Source organism: Ancylobacter terrae (genome assembly GCF_045108345.1).
Lineage (GTDB): Bacteria > Pseudomonadota > Alphaproteobacteria > Rhizobiales > Xanthobacteraceae > Ancylobacter.
This window is the reverse complement of record NZ_JBJGXH010000008.1, coordinates 1-14,487: the sequence shown is the minus strand read 5'-3', so window position 1 is coordinate 14,487 and position 14,487 is coordinate 1. Positions and strand designations below refer to the sequence as shown.

The following is a 14,487-nucleotide window of genomic DNA, read 5'->3' as shown; positions in this document are numbered from 1 at the left end:
CCGCCACTTCCGCTCTGTGCATAAATCGTGATTTTTGCACAGAAACCTCGACCCAATGATTTCAGCACGTTAGTCTGTGCATAAATCATGTGCGAAAGTGCGAGGTGTTATGGCGGCGATTTACGGCTATGCGCGGGTATCAACTGACGGGCAGACGCTCGATGCCCAGCGCACCGCCCTCGCCTCTGCCGGAGCTGTGCGGGTGTTCGAGGAAACTGCGAGCGGGGCGCGCGCCGATCGTCGCCAGCTCGCCCGCGCCATTGAGCAGCTTGCCGCCGGTGATGTGCTTCTGGTGACGCGCCTCGACCGCCTCGCGCGATCGACGCGCGACCTGCTCAACATCCTTGCCGCCATCGGAGAGCGCGGCGCGCTTTTTCGCTCACTTGCGGATAGCTGGGCCGACACCACCACACCGCACGGGCGGCTCATGGTGACGGTGCTGGGTGGCTTGGCCGAGTTCGAGCGCGAGCTGATACGCACCCGAACGGGCGAAGGCCGCGAGCGCGCAAAAGCGCGTGGCGTGAAGATGGGCCGTGCACCGAAACTCACCCTACATCAGAAGCGTGAGGCGCGTGAACGGCGCGACAAGGGCGAGGAAACGCTGGCGGATATCGCCCGCAGTTACAACGTCAGCCACTCGACGATTTCGCGGCTTCGTTAGAGCGCTCTCGCCCCCAAAGCGCCCTGCCCTTTGAGTGGCAGGCCTCCATTGTGATTTCACCCGCCAGCCGCCAACGCTGTTGCGAACCTGCCACGACCCGCGCCGATTATGCACCCATAAGCCCACACATTCACGGTTTCATAAGGCCACGGCTTTATAGGTGTGTAGGTGTATGAACGAATGAACACATGAACGAAGCAGGCCCGGTATGAAAACCATCTCCATCGTGTCGCAGAAAGGGGGCGTCGGTAAAACGACCCTTGCCACTGCCCTAGCCGTCGAGGCGAGCCGCGAAGGGAAGAAGGCCGTCCTTTTCGACCTCGATCCTCAGGCGTCGGCATCCTTCTGGAAGGATACCCGTGTCGATAGCTCTCTGGCGATTACCGCCGTTCCAGCGGCGCGCCTCTCGCACGTGCTCGCGGCAGCAGCCGAGGCCGGGTGCGACCTCGCCATCATCGACACCCCACCCTTCTCAAAAGACATCGCCTATGAGGCCGCGCAGCACGCCGATTTCGTGCTCGTGCCGAGCCGCCCGGCCGTGCTCGACATCATGGCGATGACGCGGACCCTCGAACTGCTTCAGCACTATGAGCGCCCCTATGGCGTCGTGCTCACTTTCTGCCCGCCACAGGGCCGCGAGGTGGACGATACGTGCGATGTCATCACGAAGCTGAAAGCTCCCCTCTGCCCGGTGCGCATCGGCAATCGGATCGCCTATTCCCGTGCGCAGCAATCCGGGCAAGCCGCGCAGGAGATCGAGCCATCCGGCAAGGCGGCGCAGGAAATCAAAGATCTATACGCGTATGTGTGTATGAACCTATACGATCATAAGCAGAAGGAGAAGCCGCATGGCCGTAAACGCATTGCAAGCGGTGCTTGACCGCGCTGCACAGACCCCCGAGCCGCAGGTGCCGCCTGTGGCCGTAAAGGCGGTCAAACGGACCAAGCCGCAGCCTGAGGCAAAGCAGGAGGTCGAGGAGCCGCGCAAATTCTCGCGCCCCGTGCGCGAAGGGAAGCGATTCATCGGAGGGCATTTCAGCCATGGCGTCGCTCGCCAGCTCCGCATGATTGCGGCCGAGGATGACACGACCATCCAGCAGCTTCTCGAAGACGCGCTCGACCTGCTTTTCACCAAGAAGGGCCGTGCCACCATTGCCAAGCTAGGAGGCGAATGAACCTATGTCTGTATGTGGCAATAGGTTCATGCGTTCATACACATGAGTAAAGTTCGCGCTTTCGACCGCCAGTTTGATTTGTTCGTGCCCTTCATCGCGGACATACCGCTGCGCGACCAGCGCGAAACGATGGAACGCCCTTTCTTCAGCCTTTCGAAGAACAAGCGCGTGAAGCCCATCGAGTATGTAAGCCCGGACGGCCAGCTCTATGTGAAGATCACCGCTAACCCTGAATATGGCATGGCGACCATATGGGATGCCGATATCCTCATATGGGCCGCATCCGTGCTTACGGACATGAAGCGGAAGGGCCGCAATGACATCCCCCGCACCCTACAATTCCAGCCCTACGACCTCCTGAAGACCATCGGCCGCGCCTCCGGTGGGCGGGAATACCGCCTGTTGAAGGAGGCGCTAAGTCGTCTTCAAGCCACGGCGATCGAGACCAATATCCGCGCTGATAAGGGACGGAAGAAGCATCGGCAGTTTAGCTGGATTGAAGGGCTGAACGACCTCACGGACGACAGCGGAGAGCAGAGCTTCGGCATGACCTTCACGCTCTCCGAATGGTTCTATGAGGGCGTGCTTGCGGATGGTGGCGTGCTCGCCATCGACCCCGAGTATTTCACGATCAAGGGCGGCCGCGAACGCTGGCTATATCGTGTGGCCCGCAAGCATGCAGGCGGGGCAGGGGAGGAGGGGTTCTCCATTCCCTTCGACACGCTATTCCAGAAGTCGGGAGCGGAAGGTAGCTATCGCCGCTTCAAATTCGAGATGCTGAAGATCGCCCGTGAGGACGCTTTGCCATCCTTCGCGCTCCGCATTGCGCAGGCAGGGCAGGGCGAGCCTATCTTGCACATGTTCCGTCGCGAGTGCGCGCCGGAGGCGGGGGAACTGGTGACGAAGCCAGCCCGTGCACGTGGCGGGCGCAAGAAGGGCGCGCCTAAGGCAGATAGTGGGCTGCCGCTATTCACCCGAGAGCTTAGCGACGAAACGATAGCCAAGGTGCGCGCCGCATTCCCTCGCCACGATGTATATGCCCTGAAATCAGATTTCGACTACTGGCTGGCTGAGGACACGGACCGCACTCCTAAAAACTACGAGGCCGCGTTCCTTGGCTTCCTAAAGAGCCATGCCGAGCGCAATCGCTAGGCCTGATGTGTTCCCGATATCCCGATAACTCCTCCCTTCGACAGATGGAAAGGCTGGAAATGCAGGCGATGCGGCTCAAAATGCACGGCAAGCAGGAGAGTTTCGGGACATCAGGAACGCTCAGAGGGCGGAAAACGGCCCTTTACAAGCGCTTATCCACAGGGCAGCCGAATCTTTCGGGATATCAGGAACGGGTTTCGGGATATCGGGAACAAACAGTCGGGACATCAGGAACGCAGGTGTCGGGACATCAGGAACAAAGTGACGGGATATCAGGAACGCCCCGATTTCATAACCGACTGAAATTCCAATCTTTTTTAGCGCCAAAATGGCTCTTAACTCTTTAACTGAGTTCTATTTAACTCTTTAACCGATTTTCCCCCCTCCCCCCATATTCGGCATCGCCCGGAGGGCGATTGGTCTAAACGGTGTCGGCCTCACGGCCGACTGAATTTTCCTTTCTCGTAGGTAATAGGCGGCTTCGCCGCTAATCGGCGTCCGGCCCATGGCCGGACAAGTTTTCGCCCTCCTCCATTCAGCCTACCGCCATGCTCGCAGAGGCAACCACGCATAGCGCGGTCCTCCGCTCCGCTCCGGCCCTTCGGGTGCCTTCCTGCTGTGCGTGACGGTGTTCTGATGGCGTCGGGACGGGGAACGTCAGTATTCCGCGCTTCGCGCGGGCTCGCCACGCCTGCGGCGCGTCGAACAGGGAACATGGGTTTAGAAGGTAAGAGCTTTCAGATAGCTCATAGGCCGCGAAAATTTTGCCCCTGAAGGCCTTCTTCCCCTCCACATAGGGGAGAGGGTGGCCAGAGGGCGCTTCGCGCCCAGCGGGCAAATATGGCGTTCTACCGTGGAGCCGAGCGAGGGTGATTTCCACCCGGCGCAATGCGCCGCGTGTCTCCGAGGCTATTCCGGTCGCTTCTTTCCGCACTGCCAGACTTCGCCGTTACACAGATATTGCCCGCCGCGCTCTCCGCACTCATAGGCGCGGATGAAATCGGCGTTCGCCAGCTCGATCTCAGAGGGCCGTACCTCGCCCGAGACCGGCACATACCAGCCTTTCGGGTTCTGGCTACCCTTCGCCCAGGCGTTGAAATGGTTCTGCAAGCACACCGAATAGGTGCGCAGGAAGCGCCGCCCGTGGCGGGCGTAAATCTCATTGCGCGCCACATAGAGTTCCCAACCGGAAAGCGGCTTCAGATCGTCCACCGTAAGCGCGCGGCTTGCCGAATCAGACAGCACGAACCCGGCCGAGGTCAGCCGCAATTCATCGGGCGGCATGTAGTCGCGATAAACAGGACCGCTCTCCGCTTGCAAGGCCGGTATCGGCAGGACGCGGAATGCTCCCGCGACCACGACCACCACCGTCGCGACCGCCAACATCCCGGCCGCGATCGTCACCCGGCCATGGCGTCGTGAAGGCACCGGCACCGGCTCGACCAGGGGCGAGGTTTCCGGGGGAGGCGGGTCAGTTTGCACCATCGGCACCGCTTGCCCTTTCCGGGCGGCGGATGCTTCCGCATAGAGCCGGTTCCATACCGGTTCCAGCTTCGCATTGCCGGTCACGCCGAGCGTATCCGCCAGCGGCTTGAGAAAGGCCGGGGAGGGGAGATTATCGCCCCGACGCCAATTGCCGATGTTCTTCTCAAGAACGGTTTGCTTCGTCGCATCCTTGATGGCGGTCGCGAGCTGCTTGTGCGTGTGCAGCCCTTTCACGAGCGCCAGCTCGTCCAGCATCTCAGCGAAGCTGCGCCAGGTGCCGAATGGGCGGGTGGAATGTTCCTGCGGATCGGTCATGGACACCTGGCCGGGAGCAATATCGCACCACAGCATAAGCGGTACATTTCGTAAGTCACTGCCAGCGTGCATCTTTTCCGCTGGTTTCCGGCGGTTTCCTTCCGCTTGGAGGGACTTTTCCCGCTGCGCTGCGGAACCTCGCCCCGTCAACCGAACAGGGGGAGGCCGAAAATGGCACCAGCATCGAAACGCCGCTTCCAGGCGACCGTGCAGCACACACCGGCCGAGCAGGAGCAGACCCTTTTCCAAAGTGTCTGCGACGCGATCGGAGAGGGCGCGGCCTATGTCGCCCACGAGATCATGCCGGACATCCACGCCAAGCTTATCGACGAGGCCTGGTTCGGGCGCACCCCCGGCGCTGATCCCTCGCACAGCCCCGAGAGGGAAGCCGTCTGGCCCTCCGGCTCCCTGACGATCGAGGGCGAGATTTCGCCTTCGCCCGAGCACTCCCACAGCCCCGACCTCGATATCGAACGCTGAAAGGATATTGCCATGCGTGCACATTCCGAACTCGACATTCACAACGTCGTCGCGAACATCGAGCAGGCCCGCCGTGCGTCCGATAAATGGATCGGCATCGGCCCGTTTGGTATCGGCCTCGATGGCATTCTCGCCTTCGTGCCGGTCGTGGGGCAGTTCTATACCGCTGGCGCGGCCGTCTACATGCTCGCCCAGGGCGTGAAGGCCCGCGCATCCGGCATCACGCTTTTGCAGAGCGGGTCGCTCTTCATGGTCGATATGGCGATCGGCATGGTGCCGGTCGTGGGATCGGTTCCCGATGCCCTGCTGTGCTCGTCGCTTTGGGCGGGCTGGCTGCTGAAGCGCGACATTAGCCGGACCATCTACACCGCCGACAAGAACGATCCGCGTATCGGTGAAGCCATGAGCTGCGGGCGGCGCGTCGTGCTGCTTCCGGCCGAGTGAGGGGAGGGGAGATCATGCACCATCATTCACTCGCCAATCGGGCGAACAGCTTTGTTGCGGAGCTGGAGGCTCCGCTGGTTTCCCTGGGTGAGCGCGATGCGCTCACCCTTGGCCAGGCCGTGCAGGGCGTGGCCATTATCGGCGGCACGGGCAGCGCCAAGACCAGCGGTTCGGCCCGTGCGCTCGCCCTTTCCTACATGCGCAATGGTTTTGGCGGACTGGTCCTCTGCGCCAAGCCCGAGGAAGCCGCGCTGTGGCAGCATTACGCCAAGCAGACCGGCCGCCCGGCCTCGTTGATGCGCATCGGCGCGGGCACGCCCTGGCGCATCAACGTGCTCGACTATGTGCTCGCCAAGTTCGGCATCGAGGCGACGAGCGTTGCCGTCGCGGTGCTGAAGCTCATCGCAGATGCATCGCGCCTCGCCAAATCCCGCCCCGCCGCCGAGGGCGCGCAGTTCTGGGAGGATGCGAACCACCAGGCGCTGATGAACGCCGTGCCCTTGCTCTATTCCGCGCATGGCCGCGTCCGGCTCGACGAGCTGTATCGCTTCATCCAATCCGCGCCGCGCACGGAAGAGGAGACGATGGACCCCAAATGGCAGGACAGATCCTTCCTGTACCTCACCATCCATAAAGCGCTCGAAGATCCCGTGCATCGCCTGAGCGAGCAGGCGGTCATGGCGTGCGGTGCCTATTGGCGGTTCGATTTCGCGCGGCTCGATCCCAAGACCCGCTCGAACATCGTCATCACCATGACGAGCCTGCTGTCGCGCTTCGCCCATGGGCGACTGCACGACCTGTTCTGCACGCACACCACCTTCGTTCCCGAGCTGTCGCTGGAAGGGGGAATCCTCATTCTCGACATGCCGGTGAAGACCTGGCAGGAGGACGGCATCATCGCCCAGCACATCCTCAAATTCCTGTGGCAGCGGGCCGTAGAGGCGCGCAGCGCGTTCCATGATGGCGGGCCGATGCGCCCCGTCTTCCTCTGGGCCGACGAGTGCCAGTTCTTCATCAACGAGTATGACGCCGAGTTCCAATCCACGGCGCGATCGGCGCGTGCCTCGACCGTCTACATCACCCAGAGCCTTCCGACCCTCTACGCCAAGATCGGCGGGCAGAACCCGCAGCATTACGCGGACATGCTGCTCGCCAATCTGACCACCAAGATTTTCCATGCCAACGGATGCCCCGTCACCAATCGCTGGGCGGCCGACATGATCGGGCAGACCATCGTGCTGCGCGCGGGCATGAATCGCGGCAGCAACAGCGGCGGTTCCAGCTCCACCTCACATGGCTACGGCACCGGAAACTCCTGGAACTATGGCGCGACCAACACCTCCACCATGGGGGCGGACGGACGCACCGGCTACAACAACCAGCATTCGCGCGGCCATGGCGCGAATGAGAGCTGGAACCATGGCCGCACCAACGGCACGAGTTGGGGCGAGAGCGAGGGCGAAAGCCTTCAGGAGCAGAAGGACTACAAGATCGACCCCGCCATGTTCGCGAGCGGATTGCGCACCGGCGGGCTTCATAACGACCGCAAGGTGGATGCGATCATCGTCCAGCCGGGCCGACGCTTCGCCTTCACCCGCGACCACTACATGCCGATCACATTCCGGCAGGAGGGCTGAACATGAAGCGCTTCTTCAATCGCCTCTGGGCGAACCCTGTCACCCAATGGATCATCATCGGCAGTTTTGCCTATAGCGCCTGGCACTGCTGGCAGGCGGGAGGCGAGGGCTGGGGGTGGCCCGTTTTCTGGGGCGTCATCGGCATCCATGCCGCGAACGTCACCAGCGCCGAGCGCCGCCGGCGCGAGCTGGACGTGGTTGAGCCGGGCCGTAATGGGCCGTCCCTGCTTGCGCGGACGCTGGGGCATCCCGTCATCGCCTGGCCGATCATCCTCGCCTGCGGAGGCACCGTTGCCCTTGGTGTCCATGCCCAGATTCAGAAGGGCGTGGCGATCGACGGCGGGTTCCTTGCCGTGGCGCTTGTGGTGCTACTTCCCGCCCTTCTGGCCCTGCGCTGGACGGTGCAGCGTAGCCGCTGGAAGCAATCGGCTCCCGCGACCGCCGCGCCGGTGGCTCCGGCGTCCGACGCCTCCAGGTGCGTGCCGACGGCATTGGTGATCGTTCCCGACATCCCGGCACCGCCGAGCATCGCCGAGGCCATGCAGCGCCTTCACCCATCCCTGCTCGCCCTGGTCAGGGAAGGCGCGCGCATCGAGGCCGCGCAAGCGTGAAGCCCTAGCCCCTGTCCGGGTTCGCTCGGGCAGGGGAATTGAAGGACCAACGCATCAGTGCCCCTGCCCGAGGCCCAGATGGGTGATGCGGCGCACGATGGGGGCGCCTTCGGGTTCCTTCTCCCCCCAAATCTTGGGCGACCATGCCTGAATGACGCTCACGCTGGCGGAATGTAGCCGCTGTATCAGCTCGGCCAGCCGCTCGCCCTCGATGCGCACATGGCGCATGCCGAAATCGAGCAGGATGGTGTGGTCATCGACATAATCGACGGCGACGAGCTGCGGATAGGACAACATCGTGCCTTGCAGCACGCCGGAGCGGGCATCGAAGCTGCGCAGGTCGAGGAACATCGACACCGAGCGCCCGCGCTGCACGATGAACGCCTTGTAGGCGCTCGGGTCCACACCCGGCAGCAGGTCGAATTCATCCAGCGCGGCATCCTTGGCGGATTCCGCCGGGGCGTCGGCATCGCCGCCCGGCTTGCGCTTGAAGAACTCATCCTGCCAGCGATCACCGCTCATCGGTCAAACCCCCGCCCGGTGTCTCGCGCCAGCTCCGGCCTCTTATCGGGCGCAAGGCGGTCTATTTGCCGTTCGAACCAGCCCACGAAGCGCTCGACCGTCTGTACGTTCTTCGCCACCTTGCTCTGACCCTTTTCGAGCTTGGCGAAAGCATCCCGTGCGGCGTCCTCGACCCGCCGGAAATGCTTCGCCGCGAGATACTGCCCGAAGCGGTCCTTCATGCCGCCATACAGCTCCTTCATGTGCCACGCCATGCGCAGGGCAGGCTCGGGCATGCGGGCCAGACCACGTTCGAGCAGGGAACGGCGATCAATGCGCGCGGCGCTCCCCGCATCCGCCAGCGCATCATTTGCCGTCTTCTCCCACGCCTCGCGGGCTTGGTCGAAGAAGGCCGGGCTGTTCCAGCTCTCGGCGTTGCTCATGACGAGCACGGGCTTGCCGTCGTCATGGGTCAGCCCGTCCGGATGGTGTACCCAGTCATGGCGCGACTTCTTGCCGAAGCCGTCGTCCTCGAGCGGGCGCATGGTCAGCATGACATGGGCGTGCGGCTGTTCCTGCCCGTCGCTGGCGACCTTGTTGTGCACGGCGATATCCGCGACCATGCCACGCGACACGAAGGTAGAACCGATATAGTCGCGCAGCAGGGCAATGCGCTCCTCCCGCGACAGCTCGCGCGGAAGCATGATGCGCAGCTCCCGGCACACCTGCGCGTCCTTCCGTTTCTCGGAGGCCTCGACCCGGTTCCAGAGGGTTTGCCGATCATGCACCCACGCGGGCGCGCCCTGCGGTGCCATGATCTCGGTATGCTCGACCCCTGACCTGCGACGGTAATCATGGGTCACGTCAGCGCGTTCGTCGTGCAGCTTCTCCCCTGCCCGGTAGGCAGCGGCGGCAACGGCCGAGCGCCCCGAGCTGCGCTTGATGACCTGCATCGACCAACTGAACAGTGCCATGGTGGCTCCCGTTGAGGCCCGGCTTCCGAACTCACCGCACCAGTTTAACCCCTTTCGCTCAGGCAGGTAAGTGTGCACTTATACGTTGGTTCCCAACGTGCACCCTGCCGGAGGCTAGCAAGGGGCCAGTATCGCACTCAAAGGTTAAAATTTCGCACGATATTAAACTAATGCGTGTGTCGCCTTGCCGACCCAGAGGGGCTTGCCCTTCACCCCATCGGGGGACGTTCCGCCGCCACTCCCCGAACCCTAGGCGGTCCACCGACCTACGACCAGGCGAGCCGCTTGGTCTCCGGTCGAAGCATTCTCTGTTCGGCCCCGCCGGAGGCATGGGTGCCATTCTCCGTCCCGGCCATGCCCTCCCCTCGCTGCCGCGCGCAGCGCAGGGCAAGGAGGCCGACAGGCATCGCCGGAGGCGACGCGCACGCGTCCTTGCCCGGAGGGAGCACGGTGGCATGCTGGGTAGCATGTCGGGCTTGCATGCGGTGGTAAACTTGCCTACTATTGGACAAAAGGAGAACGCATCATGGCCCATGTCGAGAAAGTTAGCATCGCGCTTACCCCCGAGATGGCCGCCGCCGCTCGCAGCGCTACCGATGCCGGAGAGTATGCATCGACTAGCGAAGTGGTGCGGGAGGCTATGCGCGATTGGATGCGTCGTCGTGCCGAGCGGGCCCAAGCTATCGATGAGCTGGGGGCTCTCTGGGATGCTGGCGTTAGTAGCGGCGCTCCGGTCGATGGTGAGGATGCCTTTGCTCGCCTGCGCTCGCGCTTGGACAACTACATCGCCGCCCGCGAGGCGTGATGGCTTTCCGCCTATTACCGTCTGCCGAAAGCGACCTTTGGGAAACTGTCAGGCGCATTGCGGATGATAACCCGGCCGCTGCGCTCCGCTGGTACGATTCCATTGTTGAGCGTTGCCGCCTCCTGGGTGAGATGCCCCGGATGGGAACCGAGCATCCGCAGGTGAGGCCGGGTTTGCGAACATTTCCAGTGGGGAATTACCTCATCCTCTATCGGGAGGCTGAGGGCGGGGCCGATATTGTTCGCGTCGTATGGGGCGCTCGCAAGTGGCAAGAGCTGCTTGAGAGGTGATGCTACACGGAACGGCATAAGTATGCCGATCAAAGATTTGCTGAGTGTTGTGGCCGGTCGGCCTAACGAAAATGAAATATCGGTGACGGTCGGGGGCGCGAGATGAGAACAAAGAAAATAACAAAGCCTGATGTCATTGACATTAGCAGCTCTATCCTGTTCGAGGGGGACGCCCTGACCGTTTTGAGGCGGCTTCCTTCGAATAGTGTGCAATGTGCTGTTACCTCTCCGCCTTATTGGGGCCTTAGGGACTACAATGTCCCTGAGCAGATAGGATTAGAGGAAACATTGCCGCAATTCATCAACAACCTAACGTCTGTTTTTTCAGAAATGCGTCGGGTTTTAAAGGATGATGGCGTTTTTTGGCTAAATATCGGCGATGGATATACTAGCGGAAACCGGGGATGGCGTGCGCCAGATAAGAAGAACCCGGCACGGGCGATGGATGTGCGTCCCGACACGCCGGACGGGTTAAAGTCGAAAGACCTTCTTGGAATCCCGTGGCGGCTTGCCTTCGCCCTTCAGGACGATGGGTGGTATTTGCGTGCAGATGTCGTTTGGAACAAGCCAAACGCCATGCCGGAGAGCGTGAAAGACCGGCCGACGAGGGCCCACGAGTATCTCTTCATGCTCACGAAAAGCGAACGCTATTTGTATGATCGCGAGGCGGTGCGCGAGCCGAACGGGCGGAATTGCCGTTCGGTTTGGAACGTTCACACTCAGGGCTTTAGTGGCGCGCATTTCGCGACATTTCCACCCAAGCTGATCGAGCCTTGCATTCGGTCGTCCAGCCGTCCCGGGGATTTCGTGCTCGACCCATTTTTTGGATCGGGCACAGCGGGACTTGTGGCGGAATCGCTTGGTCGCCGCTATATCGGGATAGAGTTGAATCCTGAATATGTTGCGTTAGCCGCCCGCCGCATCGGCGCAGTGCAGCCGAAGGTCGTCAGGATTGCCGCATGACGATTACGGTTCCGCAGCCGGATGCCCAGATCAATTTCGCAGCAATGCTGGCGGCAATCCGTCGCCTATATCTGCAAGATGCGCTCGCAGAAACGGTGAAGTCGCTCGCGGTCCCCGACATCGATCGAGAGCTGGCATCCCATGTTCCGAGCCATAGCCTCACGACCCTTGCAACGCATGGCTTGCGGGGCGAGCTTGTGTTTCCGGTCCCGGTGATCCTCACAGCGAACCCTCGCCTGCTCGGGTACTATCGGCTGCTCTACGGGTACAGCCAGAAAGAATTCTATACGGCTGCGACAGGGCTTGGCCGTTTCAAGGCCATGGAAGAGCGCGGAGTTATCCGCAAGGATATCGCGTCCGACATCGAAGCGCTCGCGAAAGCGTTTTGCGAAGCAGGTGCATTGCTCGTGGCGGGTATCGGCACGGGCAAGGTGAGCGCGTCCCTCCTCGATGACCTTACCCTGCTCACGCTCGGGCCCCAGCTCCGAGGCGGGGCTAATGTTCGCAAGGGAGCTGCGGGCATTCGTACCGTGTTCAATGCAATCCATGAAATTGTCGCGAAGTCGGTCACGTCGCTATCGGATACACGCATCGAGATCAAGAATGCGACCGGGCGTGCTGTACTGATCGAGTTCGCGCCCGACCCGGATATTATCATCCGGGAGGAAATGCGGCCCGGGGTGTATCGGGAAATTATTGCGATCGAGGTGAAGGCGGGCTCAGATTTCTCGAATATCCATAATCGTATTGGAGAGGCCGAGAAAAGTCACCAGAAGGCAAAGGCCAACGGTTACGCTGAATGCTGGACCGTTGTGAATGTAGATAAGATCGACATGGCTATGGCGAAGCGGGAAAGCCCAAGCACCAATAGGTTTTATCGCATATCCGACCTAGTAGCCGCGAGCGGCGACGAGTATCAAGATTTTAAGGACCGTGTAGTTTCACTAACGGGTGTTGTATCGCGATAATATACTACGTGCTCGCTTGGTATATTCGCTTTGAGTTGGTGATGAACATTTCACCTCCGAGCGCTGCGCGGTATAGACCGTTATCAAGGAAATGCAGCAGCGCCTTCGCATTCGATTTGGTGGACGGCATGACGATGCGATCCGCGATGATTTCGACCTGAAATCCCTCGGTATCTGCCGCTTCGGCTATCTGCGCAGGTGTATAATTACCCAGTGTATTGCGCTCGCTGATGGCGTTGATGAGCTTGCGCATCTTCTGGTCCGCCATGGACTTGAACGCCGCTGCATCGGCGATTTGTAAGCTCGGTAATGCGCAAAACGTGTCCAGTTGGGCGTTCGTCGCTTCCTGATAGAGGTTCGTTAGGTCGAAGATCAGCTTGATACGATTAAACAGCCGGAACTTGATGCGGTCACCGTCGATCATGCCCGCAAGCGACGCCCCGAGGCTGAAGGCGGGTTGCGTCAATCGGTTGAAGGTGTCGCCATCGAGAATGAGATTGAAGCGCCGCTCTAAAAGTTGCCGTGCGGAAAATTCCTGAAGCAGCAACCGCGGGCCAGCGGGGCGCTGGACGAGTACGGCAAGGGCGCGGATGCCTTCGTTCTCGAAGGCCGTCGCATTCACCTGCGGCATCGCGACGATATTGCCCTGCGCAGCTTGGAATATCGATGTAGCCTCAGGGGTGATCGGTGCGTACAGCAGTTCGTTAGGCTCGGGGCTCCAGCCGCCGTCGAACACGACTTCCTCACTCACGCCGTTCAGGAACGTCTGTTCCTGTTGGATAAATATTCCCTCAAGCTGTCCCTGTACTTCAGCTGTCGTCATGACGCGTTTGACGATGAAATCAGAACCCGGCTTGCATAGGGCTAGCAAATTAACTGGCATTGGCGTCCTCCAAGTCGATCAATATATATTCTGTAAGCTGACCAACTTGATCTATCTGCGCAGTGTTGCGAAGCTGCTTCTTCGTAATGAGAACATACGTGACGCCTTCAATGGAAGACACCTTATAGAAATGCCACCGGACTAGGCCGAGTAGCGGGTTGAAATGGTAATTATATCCGGTAGCCGTCAGTAGGGCAAAGACCAGAAGGGTCGGGATCATGATGTTCATGTTCCACTGGCCGAGCGGAGCCGTGAACAAGGGTGATAGGTAGAGCAGCATGAACGCGATATTCTCGCGGTCGGCGGCTTCGACGCTGGCAGGTTTGAACGGGAATCGTTCAAGATATTTCTTCGCCTGCTTGAGTAGCCACGCACAACAGGCAACGAGGAAGAGGCACCCGCTGATGAGCAGGATTGCCAATAGCGTTTTTCCCTCGCTGAACGCGACCCAAGCATAGACCAGCCCGATCGGCGCAATGGCCGACATAATGAGGAGCGTCTTTGCGATACGGCCGAACATTCCTGTTTTGTTCTCATGGTTTTTTGGAGTTGTCGAGCCTTATCGTTGCACGCCCCTGCGTCATAGTCGTCACGTTTCCCGCGAGGATGGCCGCGTTCCTGACAGGGCGCGCCCCCTAGTCAATCTCCCGCCCGCTCCATTCGCTGCGCTCCCGTGTTGTCGGTGACAAGGAGGCTTTTTCGCCCAGTCCAACGTCGCGCGTCCTCGCCAGGGGACGTGTTCAACAACGACGAAAGGACGGACCCATGACCGATACCGAATACACCTTCACCACCTTCTTGCAGTGGAAGCAGCATACCATCCGAGTGCGCTATGCGCCCAAATATGCGGATGGCGTCATTACACATCTCGAACTGCTTTCCGATGGTCCTAATCCCATTACTAGGACAGGGTACTGCTCCCATTTTGTCCCGCCGGGGACCATAGAGGCAGTGGGGGGCCCCGAGGCCTACACGTCGCAATGGCTTGCCGAGGCTGAAGCCGCTGAAGAATGGCAGGAGTACCTAGCGAAGTCGCGGCAAGGCGATCTGTTCGGAGGCGGCTAAGCCGCCACTTCCGCTCTGTGCATAAATCGTGATTTTTGCACAGAAACCTCGACCCAATGATTTCAGCACGTTAGTCTG

18 protein-coding genes are annotated in these 14,487 nt (G+C 60.8%); 13 read left to right on the top strand and 5 right to left on the bottom strand.

Annotated elements, in window-relative coordinates:
- Positions 1 to 109 precede the first annotated feature (109 nt).
- From ACEUEL_RS22225 to ACEUEL_RS22210, 4 genes are all read left to right on the top strand, one after another.
- On the top strand, positions 110 to 661 hold the full coding sequence (locus tag ACEUEL_RS22225) for a recombinase family protein (protein ID WP_405710537.1): 552 nt from the start codon (positions 110 to 112) through the stop codon (positions 659 to 661).
- A gap of 208 nt (positions 662 to 869) precedes the next feature.
- Entirely contained in the window at positions 870 to 1,541 is a 672-nt protein-coding gene (locus ACEUEL_RS22220; RefSeq protein WP_405710534.1) for an AAA family ATPase, read from the top strand.
- Entirely contained in the window at positions 1,510 to 1,836 is a 327-nt protein-coding gene (locus ACEUEL_RS22215) for a ribbon-helix-helix domain-containing protein (RefSeq protein WP_405710532.1), read from the top strand. Before ACEUEL_RS22220 ends, ACEUEL_RS22215 begins: the two co-directional genes overlap by 32 nt.
- Before the next feature lie 42 nt (positions 1,837 to 1,878).
- On the top strand, positions 1,879 to 2,988 hold the full coding sequence (locus tag ACEUEL_RS22210) for a replication initiator protein A (RefSeq protein WP_405710528.1): 1,110 nt from the start codon (positions 1,879 to 1,881) through the stop codon (positions 2,986 to 2,988).
- A gap of 909 nt (positions 2,989 to 3,897) precedes the next feature.
- Here the strand turns inward: ACEUEL_RS22210 and ACEUEL_RS22205 are convergent.
- Positions 3,898 to 4,788 carry a YARHG domain-containing protein gene (locus tag ACEUEL_RS22205; RefSeq protein ID WP_405710525.1) on the bottom strand — a complete coding sequence of 297 codons (891 nt, stop codon included), beginning with the start codon at positions 4,786 to 4,788 and terminating at the stop codon, positions 3,898 to 3,900.
- A 171-nt stretch (positions 4,789 to 4,959) separates the two neighbouring features.
- Between ACEUEL_RS22205 and ACEUEL_RS22200 the strand changes: the two genes are divergently transcribed.
- Genes ACEUEL_RS22200 through ACEUEL_RS22185 form a run of 4 tightly spaced genes read left to right on the top strand, consistent with a single transcriptional unit; the run spans position 4,960 to position 7,960 of the window.
- Positions 4,960 to 5,268 (top strand): hypothetical protein, encoded by a 309-nt coding sequence (locus tag ACEUEL_RS22200; protein ID WP_405710522.1) that lies wholly within the window; start codon positions 4,960 to 4,962, stop codon positions 5,266 to 5,268.
- A gap of 12 nt (positions 5,269 to 5,280) precedes the next feature.
- Positions 5,281 to 5,712, top strand: coding sequence for a DUF4112 domain-containing protein (locus ACEUEL_RS22195; RefSeq protein ID WP_405710519.1), 432 nt, complete (start codon positions 5,281 to 5,283; stop codon positions 5,710 to 5,712).
- 14 nt (positions 5,713 to 5,726) lie between these two features.
- Positions 5,727 to 7,349: a type IV secretory system conjugative DNA transfer family protein gene (locus ACEUEL_RS22190; protein WP_405710516.1), complete on the top strand. Its 1,623-nt coding sequence runs from the start codon at positions 5,727 to 5,729 to the stop codon at positions 7,347 to 7,349.
- A gap of 2 nt (positions 7,350 to 7,351) precedes the next feature.
- Positions 7,352 to 7,960 carry a hypothetical protein gene (locus ACEUEL_RS22185; RefSeq protein WP_405710514.1) on the top strand — a complete coding sequence of 203 codons (609 nt, stop codon included), beginning with the start codon at positions 7,352 to 7,354 and terminating at the stop codon, positions 7,958 to 7,960.
- A 54-nt stretch (positions 7,961 to 8,014) separates the two neighbouring features.
- Here ACEUEL_RS22185 and ACEUEL_RS22180 read toward each other — a convergent pair whose 3' ends face one another.
- Both ACEUEL_RS22180 and mobQ read right to left on the bottom strand, forming a co-directional pair.
- Complete coding sequence (locus tag ACEUEL_RS22180; RefSeq protein WP_405710511.1) at positions 8,015 to 8,482, bottom strand: hypothetical protein; 468 nt, start codon at positions 8,480 to 8,482, stop codon at positions 8,015 to 8,017.
- The gene (gene mobQ / locus ACEUEL_RS22175) at positions 8,479 to 9,435 is read right to left on the bottom strand and encodes a MobQ family relaxase (protein WP_405710508.1); all 957 of its coding nucleotides are present in this window, start codon (positions 9,433 to 9,435) and stop codon (positions 8,479 to 8,481) included. Before mobQ ends, ACEUEL_RS22180 begins: the two co-directional genes overlap by 4 nt.
- A 526-nt stretch (positions 9,436 to 9,961) precedes the next feature.
- Here mobQ and ACEUEL_RS22170 point away from each other — a divergent pair.
- The 4 genes from ACEUEL_RS22170 (at position 9,962) to ACEUEL_RS22155 (ending at position 12,461) form a co-directional block, all read left to right on the top strand.
- Positions 9,962 to 10,240, top strand: coding sequence for a ribbon-helix-helix domain-containing protein (locus ACEUEL_RS22170; RefSeq protein WP_405710505.1), 279 nt, complete (start codon positions 9,962 to 9,964; stop codon positions 10,238 to 10,240).
- Positions 10,240 to 10,530 carry a type II toxin-antitoxin system RelE/ParE family toxin gene (locus ACEUEL_RS22165; protein ID WP_405710502.1) on the top strand — a complete coding sequence of 97 codons (291 nt, stop codon included), beginning with the start codon at positions 10,240 to 10,242 and terminating at the stop codon, positions 10,528 to 10,530. The genes ACEUEL_RS22170 and ACEUEL_RS22165 overlap by 1 nt, the downstream gene beginning before the upstream one ends.
- A 102-nt stretch (positions 10,531 to 10,632) precedes the next feature.
- Positions 10,633 to 11,493, top strand: a complete 861-nt coding sequence (locus ACEUEL_RS22160) for a DNA-methyltransferase (RefSeq protein ID WP_405710499.1) — start codon at positions 10,633 to 10,635, stop codon at positions 11,491 to 11,493.
- Positions 11,490 to 12,461, top strand: coding sequence for an XcyI family restriction endonuclease (locus ACEUEL_RS22155; RefSeq protein WP_405710497.1), 972 nt, complete (start codon positions 11,490 to 11,492; stop codon positions 12,459 to 12,461). Before ACEUEL_RS22160 ends, ACEUEL_RS22155 begins: the two co-directional genes overlap by 4 nt.
- Before the next feature lie 4 nt (positions 12,462 to 12,465).
- Here ACEUEL_RS22155 and ACEUEL_RS22150 read toward each other — a convergent pair whose 3' ends face one another.
- Together ACEUEL_RS22150 and ACEUEL_RS22145 are read right to left on the bottom strand one after the other, a co-directional pair.
- A complete protein-coding gene (locus ACEUEL_RS22150; protein WP_405710494.1) occupies positions 12,466 to 13,344 on the bottom strand; it encodes a hypothetical protein in 879 nt (292 codons plus the stop codon).
- On the bottom strand, positions 13,334 to 13,864 hold the full coding sequence (locus tag ACEUEL_RS22145) for a hypothetical protein (RefSeq protein ID WP_405710491.1): 531 nt from the start codon (positions 13,862 to 13,864) through the stop codon (positions 13,334 to 13,336). Before ACEUEL_RS22145 ends, ACEUEL_RS22150 begins: the two co-directional genes overlap by 11 nt.
- Positions 13,865 to 14,109: 245 nt before the next feature.
- Here ACEUEL_RS22145 and ACEUEL_RS22140 point away from each other — a divergent pair, with 245 nt between their 5' ends.
- Positions 14,110 to 14,409, top strand: coding sequence for a hypothetical protein (locus ACEUEL_RS22140; RefSeq protein WP_405710488.1), 300 nt, complete (start codon positions 14,110 to 14,112; stop codon positions 14,407 to 14,409).
- Positions 14,410 to 14,487 lie beyond the last annotated feature (78 nt).